Below are 13341 nucleotides of genomic sequence, written 5' to 3'. Positions count from 1 at the left end.
GTTATGCTCGATGGCGGACACCCGGAGGTCGATCCGACGGTGGGGGATGAGCGATGGAGCTCGACAGGCGCACGGTGTTACGGCTGGCGGGAGCGGTCCCGATGATGGCGGCGGTGCCCGCCGCGATCCCCGGGGGCGGAGGTCCGTGGGAACGGTTGCGTGCCCGGCTGACGGGTGAGCTGTTCCGGCCCGGCGACTCCGGCTACGACGAAAAGAGGCTCGGGTTCTTCAGCCTCTACGACCATCGGATGCCGGACGGCGTCGCGGTCTGCGCGAACGAGGACGACGTCCGTCATTGTGTCGATTTCGCGGCCAGGCAGCGGATTCCGCTCGCGGCCCGGTCGGGCGGGCACAGTTACGCCGGTTATTCCATAGTGGACAGAGGGCTGGTCGTCGACCTGTCCCGGCTGAACGCGGTGCGGATCCTGCCCGGTGGCCGGGCGGAGATCGGGGCGGGCGCGCAGCTCGGCCCGGTGTACGAGGCCCTGGCGGCTGCGGGCCGCGCGCTGCCCGCCGGCAGCTGTCCTCAGGTCGGCATCGCCGGGCTGACCCTCGGCGGCGGGATCGGCGTCTTGGCCCGAAAGTACGGCCTGACCTGCGACAACGTCGAGTCCGTGCGGTTCGTCGGCGCGGACGGGAAGGCGTGCCTGGTGTCGGAGGAGACGGCGCCGGACCTGCTGTGGGCGTTGCGTGGCGGTGGCGGCGGCAACTTCGGCATCGTCACGTCGTTCACCTTCCGTACGGCGGCGGCCAGGACGCTGGCGAACTTCAATCTGGTCTTCCCGCCCGCCGCGCTGGCCCCTCTCGTGGCGGCCTGGCAGGAGTGGCAGCCAGCGATGCCGGACGAGTTGTGGGCGGGGATGGGCCTCGGCGCCGCGGCCGCGAACTGCGGTGGCTGTTTCGTGGGTTCCGCCGCGCAGGTGAACCCGTTGCTGGACGATCTGGTCCGCCGTGTCGGCGTCCAGCCGCTCGAACGCGAAGTGACCGAACAAGGCCACCTGGCCACGATGCGGACCTACGCGCAGGAATCCGCGTTCCCCGCCGCGGTCGCGCAGCGCGGGGAGTACGTGGCCACTTCGCGGATGCTGACCCATCCGGTGCCCGACCCGGACGCGCTGGCGGCGTTACTGGCGAGCGATCCGCATCTGTACTCGATCGTGGACGCGTACGGCGGCGCGATCGCGAGGGTGCCGCCGAGCGAATCGTGCTTCCCGCACCGGTCCGCGCTGGGCAGCATCCAGATCATCCGCGGTCTTGAGGGCGGCGAGGCGTACGCGCGCCAGGTGATCGGCAGGGTCCGGGACGAACTCGGCCGCGAATACGGGCAGGCCGGGTACGTCAACTACATCGACCCGGAGATGCCGGAGTGGGCGAAGGCGTACTACGGCGACAGCCTGCCGCGGCTGCGCCGGGTCGCGCGGAAGTACGACCCGGATGGCCTGTTCGCCTTCGAACAGGGCCTGGCCCGCTGACGCGTTTCGTCCTCTGGATGCGGTAGTTCGCAGTCGAACTACCGCATCCAGAGGACGAAACGCGGGGGAGGGGTGCGGGCCAGATCACCCAGTGGACTGCTGAAATCGCCGCGAACTGGCCTGCTTCAGAGGTCCAAAAGCGGCCTACTCTCGGAGGCGTCACCCTCACTCGTGCGCTTTCCGAAAGGTCCAGCAGTGTCTGACGACTCCACGAACACGGCCACCACCTCGCTCACCGGCACCGCCCGGGTCAAGCGCGGGATGGCGGAGATGCTCAAGGGCGGTGTGATCATGGACGTGGTCACCGCCGAGCAGGCGAAGATCGCCGAGGACGCCGGCGCCGTCGCGGTGATGGCGCTCGAGCGGGTCCCCGCGGACATCCGCGCGCAGGGCGGCGTCGCCCGGATGAGCGACCCGGACCTGATCGACGGCATCATCGAGGCCGTTTCGATCCCCGTCATGGCGAAGGCCCGCATCGGCCACTTCGTCGAGGCTCAGCTGCTCCAGTCGCTCGGCGTCGACTACATCGACGAGTCCGAGGTGCTGACCCCGGCCGACTACGAGAACCACATCGACAAGTGGGCCTTCACCGTGCCCTTCGTCTGTGGTGCCACCAACCTCGGCGAGGCGCTGCGCCGCATCAACGAGGGCGCGGCGATGATCCGCTCCAAGGGCGAGGCCGGCACCGGCGACGTCTCGAACGCGACCACGCACATGCGCAAGATCCGCGCCGAGCTGCGCCGCCTCTCCTCGCTCCCCGAGGACGAGCTTTACGTTGCGGCCAAGGAACTCCAGGCCCCGTACGAGCTCGTCAAGGAGGTCGCGGCGAAGGGCAAGCTCCCCGTCGTGCTGTTCACCGCGGGTGGCATCGCGACCCCGGCCGACGCCGCGATGATGATGCAGCTCGGTGCCGAAGGCGTGTTCGTCGGCTCCGGCATCTTCAAGTCCGGCAACCCGGCGCAGCGCGCCGAGGCGATCGTCAAGGCCACTACGTTCTACGACGACCCGGACGTCATCGCGAAGGTTTCGCGTGGCCTCGGTGAAGCAATGGTAGGAATTAACGTTGACGATGTGCCCGAGCCGCACCGTCTTTCCGAACGCGGCTGGTAAAACCGGTGGCCCGGTGCTCTTCGACGAGCACCGGGCCGTCCCGCGTCCGTCAGCGGGTAGGGCCGTTCCTGGTCAGTACGCTTCCCTGCGCCGCGGCGCTGAGTGTCGTGGTCCCGTCCTGACCGAGCACGTACAGATCGCAGCGGCAAGTCGCCTGACGACGGCCGCTGTGCAGGACCCTGGCCTCCGCCACGAGCCGGATGCCCTGTGCCGGCCGCAGGTAGTTGATGCTGAAGCCGCCGGTGAGGACGTCCGGTCCCAGTGTTGTCCCGGCCGCGAAGGTGATCGCGTTGTCCGCGGCATAGGCGAGCACGCCGCCGTGGAGATACCCGTTCTGTTGCAACAGGTCTTCACGGATGTCGAGCTCCAGGACCGCCGCGCCGTCTCCGAACGAGGTCACCCTGGCGCCGAGCAGGACGCTGAACGGTTGCGAGGCGAGGCCCTTCTGGGCGTCTTCGAGTGTCAGTGCTGTCATCAGGCCACCATCCTGCCATCGGACGACTTCCCGGATCCGGACCCAAGCGGACACGGCGGCCTATAAGGTCCGGGCATGAGCCAGACGATCCAGTTCGCCGACCGCAACTTCAAGCTCGCCGTGGTCCAGGAACTGATGTACAACCAGGAACTCCTCCCGAAGTTCGACTTGCGGGAGTACGCCGCCGAGAAGGGCTTCACCTACGACGCAGGGAGCGTCGAAGCGGTCCCCGAGGCGTTGGCCTACTTCGCCGAGCTCGAAGTCCCGGCCGAGCTCGCGGAGAAGATCACCGAGATCGAGATGGACGGCGGCAACGAGATCTACCTCGAGATCGCGCCGAACTGGGACGGCGAGGACTCCCTTTTCGACGTCGACGAGTTCGCCGACGTCGCGCACTTTCCCAACCTGAAGTCGATGACCTTGCTCTTCACGGGCAACGAAGAGGCGCTGGAGTCGCTGCGCGCCCGCGGCATCGAGGCGGACTGGCTCTGATCGGCGACCAGCGGAGCTAAGCGAAGGAACCGCGTTCCCTTTTCGACTGCTTAGGCATCGGGAAGCGGGGCGCGGGACCTTGATTCCGGCGTGCGGAGGGCACGCCGGGATCAAGGAGGACAAATGCGCACTCTTCGGTTCGTTTCCGCCGCTTTGGGGGCCGCCGCGATCGCGACGGCACTCGTGGCGACGCCCGCTTCCGCCGCGACGGACGGGGCGGCCACGCTGAAGGCCGCCGGCATCGACGCGGCGAAGCTCGCTCCCGGGTGGAAGGTCGACGGCGGCCAGATCGTCTGGAACGGCGGGGAGACCACGCTGTCGTTGTCGTCCAGCGCGGCCAGCAACTGCCAGGCGAACTACGTGTGCCTGTACGAGCACCGCGACTTCGGCGGACGGCGGCTGCAGTTCCGGGACCCGGGACTGAAGAACCTCGTCGATTACGGATTCAACGACCAGATGTCGTCCTGGCACAACCGACGCGGAGTCGACGCCCGTTGGTACTACAACATCGGCAGTGGGACCAGCCGCTGCATGCAGGCGAACTCGCAGTCGTCGTACGTCGGGAACGCCGACAACGACCAGGCGACTTCGTTGAGAATTTACACGTCGGCCGGCGCCTGCTGAGCGAGGTGTTCCTTCGAATGCCGGACGCCGACCCCGGATATTTCTGAGACTCTCGACTGGGGTGTCTCGATTTACTGGGGGAGAAATCGGTGAAGGAAAAGAACCTCTATTTCTATCGCCTGTTCGGTGAACCCGCGGCCGAGTGGCAGGGCACGGACCTGCCACTCGGCCCGCCACAGGCGCGCCGGGTGTTCGCGCTCCTGCTGATCGAGGCGGGCCGTCCGGTGCCGTCGAGCCGGATCATCGACGAGCTGTGGGGCGAAACGCCACCCGCCTCGGCGAAAGTCCAGATCCAGGGGCTGATCTCGGGTCTGCGCCGCGCCTTGCGTTCGTCACGGGGCGATCAGCCGATCCTGACCAGGGGAGCGGCCTATCAGCTCGACGCGCGGCCGGAGGACACCGACACCGGCCGGTTCACCTGCCTCGCCGCGCGGGGCCGCGAACTGCTGGCCCGTGACTGCCATCGCGAGGCGGCCCAGTACTTCCGGGACGCGCTCGAACTGTGGCGGGGGCCGGTACTGGCCGGGATCCCGGCCGCCGCGGAGGTCGTCGCGCGCTGGGAGGAGGAACGGCTTTCGCTGCTGGAGGACAAGGCCGAAGCCGAACTCGGGCTCGGCGAGCACGACCGGCTGGTGCCTGAACTCCGTGATCTGCTCACGGCCGCCCCGTTCCGGGAACGGGTCTGCGGGCTGTTGATGACCGCGCTCGCCCGGGCCGGCCGCGTGGCCGAGGCGCTCGATGTCTACGCCGGCTGGCGCCGCAGGCTGGTGGACGAACTCGGGGTCGAGCCGTCGCCGTCGATCCGCTCCCTGCACTGCGAGATCCTGCGCGACGGCCAGGGCATGACGACGCGCGAATATCCCGCGTACCAGGAACCCGCCGTGCCGAGCCAGCTGCCGCCGGGCATCCCGGATTTCGTCGGCAGGGAGGCGCTGATCGCGGATCTGCTGGCGGAACTGCGCCGGGACGACGGCCGTGACACCCCGCCCGTGGTGCTGCTGACCGGCGCCGGCGGGATCGGGAAGTCCTCGCTCGCGATCAGGCTCGCACACCAGGTCGCGGACGACTATCCCGACGGCAGGCTGTTCGCGGCGCTGCGTGGGACCACGAACGAGCCGAGATCCCCGGAGGCCGTGCTCGCCGGATTCCTGCGCGCGTTCGGCGTTCCGACCGACGGGATCCCCGCCGACGTCGACGATTGCGCCTGCCTTTTCCGCAGCCTGGTCCACGGGCGCCGCGTGCTGCTCGTCCTCGACGACGCCGCCGGTGAGGCCCAGCTGCGGCCGTTGCTGCCCGCCGGTGGCGGCTGCGCGGTGATCGTCACGAGCCGGTTCGTCCTGGCCGGACTCGAACTCGGCAGGCAGGTCCCGGTCGACGTCCTGCCACTGGCCGACGCGGAGGCGCTTCTCGCGAAACTCACCGAGACAGACGAGGATCCCGTTGCTGTTCAACAGGTTCTCGAACACTGTGGCGGGCTCCCGCTGGCACTGCGGATCGTCGGCAGCCGGATCGGCGATCGCACAGGCTGGCGGCTCGCCGACGTCGCGGGCGAGCTCTCCGTCGAACGGCGGCGGCTGGATTGGCTGTGCGCGGGGGATCTCGCGGTCCGCGGCAGTCTGTCCCTCGGGTATCGGCAACTGGCGCCGGATCGTCAGCGGCTGTTCCGCAGGCTGGGTTTGCTGCCTCCGGCCGACTTCCCCGCCTGGGCGGCGGCGCTCGCCGACGACGGGGAGCCCGGAGCGACGTCTCGCGCGCTGGAAGACCTGCGGCATCGGAACATGGTCCAGCCAGCCCCGCGGGCAACCGGCGCTCCCCGTTACCGGGTGCACGATCTCTTGCGCGCGTTCGCGGTCGAGGAGGTCGCCGTCGAACCGGAACACGACCGCGCGGACGCGACCGAACGAGTGCTCGGCGGCTGGCTCTGGCTCGCCGAGAAGGCCGCGGACCGGTTGTCCCGCAGCGTGTTGCGGCCTGAGCCCGGCACTGCAGCCCGGACCTCGCTCGACGAAGGACTGGTGGCCGAACCGCTTTCGTGGTTCCGGGACGAGGTTCCCGCGCTGGAGGCCGCCGTCTCGCACGCGGCCGGCGCCGGGCTCGGCGAGCTCGCCTGGGAACTCGCCGTCGTGGCCGCGTCGTACTTCGACCACAGTGGACTGTACGCGGAATGGTCGCGGTGCCACCGGTGCGCGCTCGCCGCGGCGCGGGAGTCGGGATGCGCGCGCGGGGAAGCCGCCTTGCTGCGGGGAATCGGCCAGATCCATCTGTACCGGGACGACTTCCGGACGGCGTGCGAGGCGCTCACCGAGTCGTGCCGCATCAGCGACCGGATCGGCGACCGCGCGGGCCGGGCCAGGGCACTGACCGGGTTGTGCGTGCTCGCGCGGGTGGCCGGGCGGCCCGAAACCTCGCGCGCGACGGCGAGCCGGGCGCTGGCCATCTTCCGCGAGATCGGTGACGTGCTCGGTATGGCGCACGCCCACACCTCGTCCGCCGTCGCGAGCACCGAACTCGGCCTGCTCGACGAGGCCGAAGCGGAACTGGACGAGGCCGGGCGGCTTTGCGCCGAGCTGAACGATCCGCATCGCACGGCGCTCGTCCTGCGCAGGCGGGGACAACTGCACCTGCGGCGCGAAGACCGGCGAAGCGCGATGTCGTGCCTGCGCCGCGCGCTCGAATTGCTCGACTCGCTGTCCGACGAGATCTGCGCCTCGCGGGTCCGGCTGGAGCTCGCGCGAATCCGCGCGAGCTCCAGCGACCGGCCGCCGTCGGGGAAGATCTTGATCAGGACCTAGACCAGCGCCCGGTCGGCAGCGCGGGGACCCGGCGCCCGAGGTGACCGGTCATCTCCTCGTTCGCGAACAGCGCGTTGAGCACCGCTTCCTCGGTCGCCTGCACGACGGCCTCGAAGAAGGGGTCGAGCCTGCCCCACGGGATGAAGCGCATGCTTTCGTACTCGGCCTCGTCCGTCCGTGGGAACCGGCTGGTGAGCGCCCCCGGATTCGCCGTGCTGAACGCCAGGAAGAGGTCGCCGGAGAAATGCGAACCCGCGGTTCCCGTGCGGGCGAGACCGAGCGGGACCCGGCGGGCGAGCGACGTGCACTGACCGGGCAGCAGGGGAGCGTCGGTGCCGACGATCACGATCACCGAACCGGCCCCCGCGGGTGCCGCCCAGGCCTCCTCCATCGGGTTGTCGGCGCCGAGCTCGGCTCCGACGTGCTCGCCCGCGACGGTGAGTTCGCGACGTGAGCCGAAGTTGGCCTGTACCAACGCTCCCACGGTGTACTCGTCGTCCCCATAGGACACGACGCGAGAGGCTGTGCCGGTGCCGCCCTTGAAGCCGTAGCAGGTCATCCCGGTACCGCCGCCGACGGAGCCTTCGCGGACCGGGCCCGCCTGGGCGGCGTCGATCGCGGCGATGGCGTGTCCACTGTGGATGGTCGGCGCGGTGCTGTCGTTCAGGTACCCGTCCCAGGTCTCGGCGACCACCGGCAGCAGCCATTCGGCCGCCACGTCGGGCCGCTCGCGCACGACCCAGTCGATCGTGCCGCGGTGGCACGCGCCGACGGCGTGCGTCGAGGTGATCAGCACCGGCAGCGTCAGCGAACCGGTCTCGGCCAGCCACGCGGTGCCGGTCATCTCGCCGTTGCCGTTGAGGGCGTACGTCCCGGCCGCGCACGGCACGGCGAAGTCCTCGCGTCCGCGAGGCAGGACGGCCGTGACGCCGGTGCGCACCGACTCGCCTTCGACGAGGGTCGTGAAACCGATCTCGACGCCGGGGACGTCGGTGAGCGCGTTGTGCTCGCCGGTCCGGCCGGGCAGCGGGACACCCAGGTCGCGGGCACGGGTCATGGACGGTCCTCCAAGGGGTTCGAAGTGGCTGTGCGGGCGTAGGAGAGCAACATCGCTTCGGCGGTGGCGGTTTCCAGCGTCGGCACGGCCTGGGTGAGGTGCAGGCCGTAGCCGTCTTCCAGCGCGACGAGGTTCCGCGCGATCGACACCGGCTCCGCGGTCAGGGTGAACTCGCCGGTGGCCGCACCGGCTTCGAGGATGCCGGTGTAGATCCGGACCTGCTGCTCGTAGAGCGTGATGTGGCGGGCGGCGTACGCGGGGTCGCGGCGGGCGATCGTGCCGAGTTCGTAGAGCAGCACGCAGAGTTCGTCGTCGGGGCCGGTCGGCAGGCCGCTGCGGATCATCGCCAGCAGCCGGCCGGACGGTTTCGTCGTCGCGTTCGCGGCCTGTTCCCTCGCCGAGCAGAACCGTGCCACCGCCTCGCGCTGCACCTCCTGGAGGAGGTCGGCGAGGGTGGGGAAGTAGTACAGGACCGAACCCGGCGAGAGGCCCGCGCCCTCGGCGACGTCCCTCAGCCGCAGGTTCAGCACGCCGCGTTCGAGGAGGGCCCGTCTGGCCACCTCGATCAGTTCGGCCCGTCGCTCCGGTGCCTTGCTCGGTCTCGCCATACCCTCATTCTTCGAATCTTGTTCGAAAAACGCAAGAGCGGCGCGCGGTCGGCTCTTGACGTCACACCGTCGAGGGCCTTTGATGCGTGCTCAACAGTTTTTCGAAGGAGATTCAAGGAATCCACCTTGTAGGAGGTCGGCCGTGTCCACTCCCGCCCTGCGCCGCGGTCTGCGCACCCTCGGCACGCTGCTCATCACGCTCTCCGCGATCAGCCCCGCCTCGTCGGTTTTCATCATCGCGCCGGGGGTGATCTCCGGTGCCGGGACGGGCGCCTTCTACAGCTTCGTGGCCGCCGCGGTCGTCGGTGTGTTCATGGCCTTCGTCTACGCCGAACTCGCGTCGGCCTTCCCGCTGGCGGGTGGCGAGTACGCGATCGTCACCCGCACGCTCGGCCGCTTGCCCGGCTTCGCGGTACTCGGCCTCATGATCATCACGCAGGTGCTCATCGTCGCGGTGATCGCGCTCGGCGTCGGCACCTATCTCGGGGTGCTCCTGCCCGGGGTGCCCGGTCCGGTGATCGCCGCCGTGACCTGCGTGGTCGCGGCCGTCGTCGGGGTGTTCGACATCAAGCTCAACGCGTGGGTCACCGGGATCTTCCTGGCCATCGAGATCCTCGCGCTGATCGTGGTCAGCGCGCTCGGGCTGCTGAACCCGGCGCGATCGTTCACCGAGCTGCTGGCCCATCCGGTCGCCTCGGACGGCGGACCGGCGACGGTCGGCGCCATCGCGATCGCCACCTCGGTCGCGATCTTCGCCTACAACGGCTACGGCTCGGCGGTGTACTTCGGCGAGGAGACGCAGGACGCCTCACGCGGCATCGCCCGCGCGATCCTGATGGCCCTCGGCATCACGGTGCTCGCCGAGCTGATCCCGGTGACCGCCGTCCTGCTCGGTGCGCCCGATCTGAACGCGCTGTTCGTCTCGGAGAACATGCTGTCCTACTTCATCGATTCGCGCGGCGGCGGCACTCTCGACACCGTGATCGGCCTCGCCGTCGCGCTCGCGATCATCAACGCCGTGCTGGCGATCGTGCTGATCAGCTCGCGGATGCTGTTCAGCAGTGGCCGCGACCGCGCGTGGCCGTCGCCGGTCAACCGGGCGCTCGCCGCGGTGCACCCGAAGTTCGGGACGCCGTGGGTCGCCACCGTCGGCACCGGGCTGGTCGCCGCGCTGCTCTGCTTCGTCGACCCGAAACTGCTGCTGGTGGTGACCAGCACGTCGATCGTGGCGGTCTACGCGGCGCTCTGTCTCGGCGCGATCGTCGGAAGGCGGACCGGTGCCACCGCGCACGCGAAGTACCGGATGCCGTGGTTCCCGGTCGCGCCGGTGCTGGCGCTGGGCGTCCTGGTGTTCGTGGTCTACCAGAACGTGCTCGACCCGTCGGTCGGGCGGCCGAGCCTGATCGTCACCGCCTGCGTCGCGCTGCTGTCGATCGCGTACTACGTCCTGGTGCTGCGGCGGAGGGGCGGCTGGAAGCTCGCCGACGTCACCGAGGAGAAGGCGGAGGAGTCGGCCTGATCAGGTGTACTCGGCGATCTCCACGCCGTACGTGCCCGGTTCGAGCGCCTCGAAGATGTGCGGCACGTCGCCGGGGTAGCAGATGTAGTCGCCGGGCAGCAGTTCGATCGGCTCGTCCAGCGGTCCGACCTTGGCACGGCCTGCGCTGAGGACGATGTGCTCCACGATGCCGCTCATATGCGGATCCGAAAGCCGCGGCTTCCCGGGCTCGGCGCGAATCAGGTACACGTCGCGCCGGGCGCCGGGCGGGCAGGAACTGAGCAGCGTGCACGCGTAGTCGGCGTGTTCGGCGAACACCGTCGGGCCGCTGCCCGAGCGGATGACCTGCACGCGGGGGCGTGCCGGCTCGACCACCCGCGAGAACGGCACGTCGAGCGCGACGCACAGCGCCCAGATCGTCTCGACGCTCGGGTTCCCGGTCCCGGACTCCAGCTGGGAAAGCGTGGATTTCGCGATGCCCGCGCGTTTGGCGACCTCGGTGAGCGACAGCCCGGTGCGGGCGCGTTCCCGGCGCAGGGACATGGCGATGACGTCCAGTGGGGCACCGTCGGACGCGGTCGGGGACATGCGTTCGCTCCATCGGTCGTTGCGTTCGCCTTGACGAACACGGTGGCGTTCGTTCATTGTATGACGCTATGCGTTCGATATGGCGAACAACCACTCGTGTCCTGGGACGCGATCTTCTCCGTGACATCGGGCTGGTCTGCCTCGCCGACACCATTGTCGGCATCTCCTACGGCGCCATCGCGGTGGGCTCCGGCTTCCCGATCTGGGCGCCGATGCTGCTTTCCGTGCTGGTCTTCGCCGGTGCCTCGCAGTTCATGTTCGTCGGCATCATCGCCGCGGGCGGCAGCCCGGTCGCGGCCGTCGTGGCGGGTCTCTTGGCCAACGCTCGGCATCTGCCGTTCGGCTTCGCGATCGGCGACGTCCTCGGGAAGCGGTGGTCGTCGAGGGTGGTCGGCAGCCACCTGATGATCGACGAATCCGTCGCGTTCGCGCTGGCCCAGCGCGACGAAGAGCGGCGCAAGGCGGCGTACTGGGTGTGCGGGATCGGCCTGTTCGTCTGCTGGAACCTCGGCGTCCTCGCCGGGGCCTACGCCGGGACGGCGATCAGCGACACCGACGCGTTCGGGCTCGACGCGGCCTTCCCGGCGGTCCTGCTCGCGCTGGTCCTGCCGTCGCTGCGCGACCGCGCCGCCCGGCTGCCGGTGCTCGTCGGCGTCGCCGTCGCGCTGGCCACGACGCCGTTCCTGCCCGCCGGGCTGCCGGTGCTGCTCGCGCTGGTCGGCGTACTGGCCGGGGTGGCGGCCAAGGAACCCGCCGAACGCGAACCCGAGGGAGTGCGCTGATGGATCCGCTGGAACTGATCATCGCCGGCGGTGTGCTCGCCGCCGGGACCTTCGCCTTCCGGTTCGCCGGACCGGTGCTGAAGGCGCGGTTCACCGTGTCGCCCAGGGCCGAGAAGCTGATGGCGCGTTCCGCCGTCGTCCTGCTGGCCGCACTGGTCGCGGTCGCCGCGCTCACCGAAGGACACGAGTTCGCCGGCTACGCCCGGCCCGCCGGGGTGCTGGTCGGCGGCGTGCTCGCCTGGCGCAAGGCGCCGTTCGCGCTGGTCGTCGTCGCGGCGGCCGCGACCGCCGCCCTCCTGCGGCTGGCCGGGGTCCCCTGACCTGGTCCTTCCCCGAGGCGCCTAAGCTAAGGGGAAGGTCTTTCGGGAGGTCGGGTGGCGATCGCGACGGGGGCACGGCCGGTGGTCGGCGTGCTCGCACTGCAGGGCGACGTGCGAGAGCACGCCGCGATGGTGGAACGCGCGGGTGCGCGGGCGCTGCCGGTCCGTCGTGCGAACGAACTGTCCGAAGTGGACGGTCTGGTGCTGCCGGGCGGCGAGTCGACCACCATGTCGAGGCTGCTGGAGACCTTCGAACTGCTGGAGCCGCTGCGCGAGCGCATCGCGGACGGGATGCCCGCGTTCGGCTCCTGCGCCGGGATGATCCTGCTCGCCCGTCAGGCCCTCGACGGGCGGCCCGACCAGCGGCAACTCGGCGGGCTCGACGTGGTCGTCCGGCGCAACGCGTTCGGACGGCAGGTGGACTCCTTCGAGGCCGACCTCGACTTCACCGGTATCGAAGGCGGCCCGGTGCACGCTGTGTTCATCCGCGCCCCGTGGGTGGAAAAAGCGGGCGACGGGGTCGAGGTACTCGCCAGTGTCCCCGAAATGCCGGGCTCCGAGGACGCGGCCGCTAGGATCGTCGCGGTCCGGCAGGGGGCGGTACTCGCCACGTCGTTCCACCCCGAACTCACCGGGGACGAGCGCGTGCACAGGCTGTTCGTCGACCTCGTGCGGCAGGCTTAAGCAAAACCGACACTGTGCTCAGCGGCGGGCACAGGAGTAGATGGAGGAGAGATGAGCGGCCACTCCAAGTGGGCCACCACGAAGCACAAGAAGGCCAACCTGGACGCGAAGCGCGGCAAGCTCTTCGCCCGGTTGATCAAGAACATCGAGGTGGCGGCCCGGACCGGCGGTGGCGACCCGGACGGCAACCCGACGCTCTACGACGCCATCCAGAAGGCCAAGAAGAACTCGGTCCCGCAGGACAACATCGAGCGCGCCCGCAAACGCGGCGCCGGTGAAGAGGCCGGTGGCGCCGACTGGCAGACCATCACCTACGAAGGCTACGGCCCGAACGGTGTGGCCGTGCTGATCGAATGCCTCACCGACAACAAGAACCGTGCCGCCATGGAGGTGCGCACCGCGCTCACCCGGAACAACGGCTCGCTCGCCGACCCGGGTTCGGTCGCCTACATGTTCAACCGCAAGGGCGTCGTGATCATGCCCAAGGGTGACGCCGGTGAGGACGACGTCCTCATGGCCGTCCTCGACGCGGGCGCCGAAGAGGTCAACGACCTCGACGAGAACTTCGAGATCGTCTCCGAGGCCACCGACCTCGTCCCGGTCCGGAAAGCCTTGCAGGAAGCCGGTTTCGAGTACGAGTCCGCGGATCTCACGTTCCTGCCGTCGGTCAGCGTCCCGCTGGACGTCGAAGGTGCGAAGAAGGTCTTCAAGCTCATCGACGCGCTCGAGGATTGCGACGACGTGCAGAACGTTTACGCGAACTTCGACGTTTCCGACGAGGTCATGGCCGAGGTCGGCTGATCGATTTTCCCGCCATGCCGCGGAAAATCGGTCCCGGG

Annotated in this window: 14 protein-coding genes; 10 read left to right on the top strand and 4 right to left on the bottom strand. The window is 69.5% G+C overall.

Going from position 1 to position 13341, the window contains the following annotated elements:
• Positions 1-53 precede the first annotated feature (53 nt).
• Entirely contained in the window at positions 54-1472 is a 1419-nt protein-coding gene (locus DMC61_RS37695) for an FAD-binding oxidoreductase (protein WP_125695276.1), read from the top strand.
• 195 nt (positions 1473-1667) lie between these two features.
• A complete protein-coding gene (pdxS, locus tag DMC61_RS37690; RefSeq protein ID WP_016334773.1) occupies positions 1668-2582 on the top strand; it encodes a pyridoxal 5'-phosphate synthase lyase subunit PdxS in 915 nt (304 codons plus the stop codon).
• 49 nt (positions 2583-2631) lie between these two features.
• Here the strand turns inward: pdxS and DMC61_RS37685 are convergent, their stop codons facing one another.
• Positions 2632-3057 carry a PaaI family thioesterase gene (locus tag DMC61_RS37685; RefSeq protein WP_125695275.1) on the bottom strand — a complete coding sequence of 142 codons (426 nt, stop codon included), beginning with the start codon at positions 3055-3057 and terminating at the stop codon, positions 2632-2634.
• 75 nt (positions 3058-3132) lie between these two features.
• On the opposite strand from DMC61_RS37685, the gene DMC61_RS37680 reads away from it, so the two are divergent.
• From DMC61_RS37680 to DMC61_RS37670, 3 genes are all read left to right on the top strand, one after another.
• On the top strand, positions 3133-3549 hold the full coding sequence (locus DMC61_RS37680; RefSeq protein WP_125695274.1) for a hypothetical protein: 417 nt from the start codon (positions 3133-3135) through the stop codon (positions 3547-3549).
• 123 nt (positions 3550-3672) lie between these two features.
• The gene (locus DMC61_RS37675; RefSeq protein WP_125695273.1) at positions 3673-4173 is read left to right on the top strand and encodes a peptidase inhibitor family I36 protein; all 501 of its coding nucleotides are present in this window, start codon (positions 3673-3675) and stop codon (positions 4171-4173) included.
• A gap of 89 nt (positions 4174-4262) precedes the next feature.
• Positions 4263-6965 carry an AfsR/SARP family transcriptional regulator gene (locus DMC61_RS37670; RefSeq protein ID WP_125695272.1) on the top strand — a complete coding sequence of 901 codons (2703 nt, stop codon included), beginning with the start codon at positions 4263-4265 and terminating at the stop codon, positions 6963-6965.
• Here the strand turns inward: DMC61_RS37670 and DMC61_RS37665 are convergent.
• Entirely contained in the window at positions 6955-8022 is a 1068-nt protein-coding gene (locus DMC61_RS37665) for a P1 family peptidase (RefSeq protein WP_125695271.1), read from the bottom strand. The genes DMC61_RS37670 and DMC61_RS37665 overlap by 11 nt on opposite strands.
• Positions 8019-8630, bottom strand: a complete 612-nt coding sequence (locus tag DMC61_RS37660; RefSeq protein ID WP_125695270.1) for a TetR/AcrR family transcriptional regulator — start codon at positions 8628-8630, stop codon at positions 8019-8021. The genes DMC61_RS37665 and DMC61_RS37660 overlap by 4 nt, the downstream gene beginning before the upstream one ends.
• A 142-nt stretch (positions 8631-8772) precedes the next feature.
• On the opposite strand from DMC61_RS37660, the gene DMC61_RS37655 reads away from it, so the two are divergent.
• Positions 8773-10149: an APC family permease gene (locus DMC61_RS37655; RefSeq protein ID WP_125695269.1), complete on the top strand. Its 1377-nt coding sequence runs from the start codon at positions 8773-8775 to the stop codon at positions 10147-10149.
• Here DMC61_RS37655 and DMC61_RS37650 read toward each other — a convergent pair whose 3' ends face one another.
• On the bottom strand, positions 10150-10716 hold the full coding sequence (locus tag DMC61_RS37650) for a helix-turn-helix domain-containing protein (protein WP_125695268.1): 567 nt from the start codon (positions 10714-10716) through the stop codon (positions 10150-10152). It abuts the gene before it with no gap.
• Between the two features lie 68 nt (positions 10717-10784).
• On the opposite strand from DMC61_RS37650, the gene DMC61_RS37645 reads away from it, so the two are divergent.
• From DMC61_RS37645 to DMC61_RS37630, 4 genes are read left to right on the top strand one after another with little or no spacing between them, the layout of a single operon-like run.
• Positions 10785-11498 (top strand): AzlC family ABC transporter permease, encoded by a 714-nt coding sequence (locus tag DMC61_RS37645; protein WP_148106756.1) that lies wholly within the window; start codon positions 10785-10787, stop codon positions 11496-11498.
• Positions 11498-11818, top strand: a complete 321-nt coding sequence (locus tag DMC61_RS37640; protein WP_125695267.1) for an AzlD domain-containing protein — start codon at positions 11498-11500, stop codon at positions 11816-11818. Before DMC61_RS37645 ends, DMC61_RS37640 begins: the two co-directional genes overlap by 1 nt.
• Positions 11819-11872: 54 nt before the next feature.
• On the top strand, positions 11873-12502 hold the full coding sequence (gene pdxT, locus DMC61_RS37635; protein ID WP_016334763.1) for a pyridoxal 5'-phosphate synthase glutaminase subunit PdxT: 630 nt from the start codon (positions 11873-11875) through the stop codon (positions 12500-12502).
• Between the two features lie 51 nt (positions 12503-12553).
• Positions 12554-13303: a YebC/PmpR family DNA-binding transcriptional regulator gene (locus DMC61_RS37630; protein WP_016334762.1), complete on the top strand. Its 750-nt coding sequence runs from the start codon at positions 12554-12556 to the stop codon at positions 13301-13303.
• The last annotated feature ends 38 nt before the right edge of the window (positions 13304-13341 follow it).

The sequence above is a fragment of the Amycolatopsis sp. WAC 04169 genome (genome assembly GCF_003947535.1).
Taxonomy (GTDB): Bacteria; Actinomycetota; Actinomycetes; order Mycobacteriales; family Pseudonocardiaceae; genus Amycolatopsis; species Amycolatopsis keratiniphila.
Note: the sequence above shows the minus strand (reverse complement) of the source record. Positions and strands in the feature narration are given on the sequence as shown.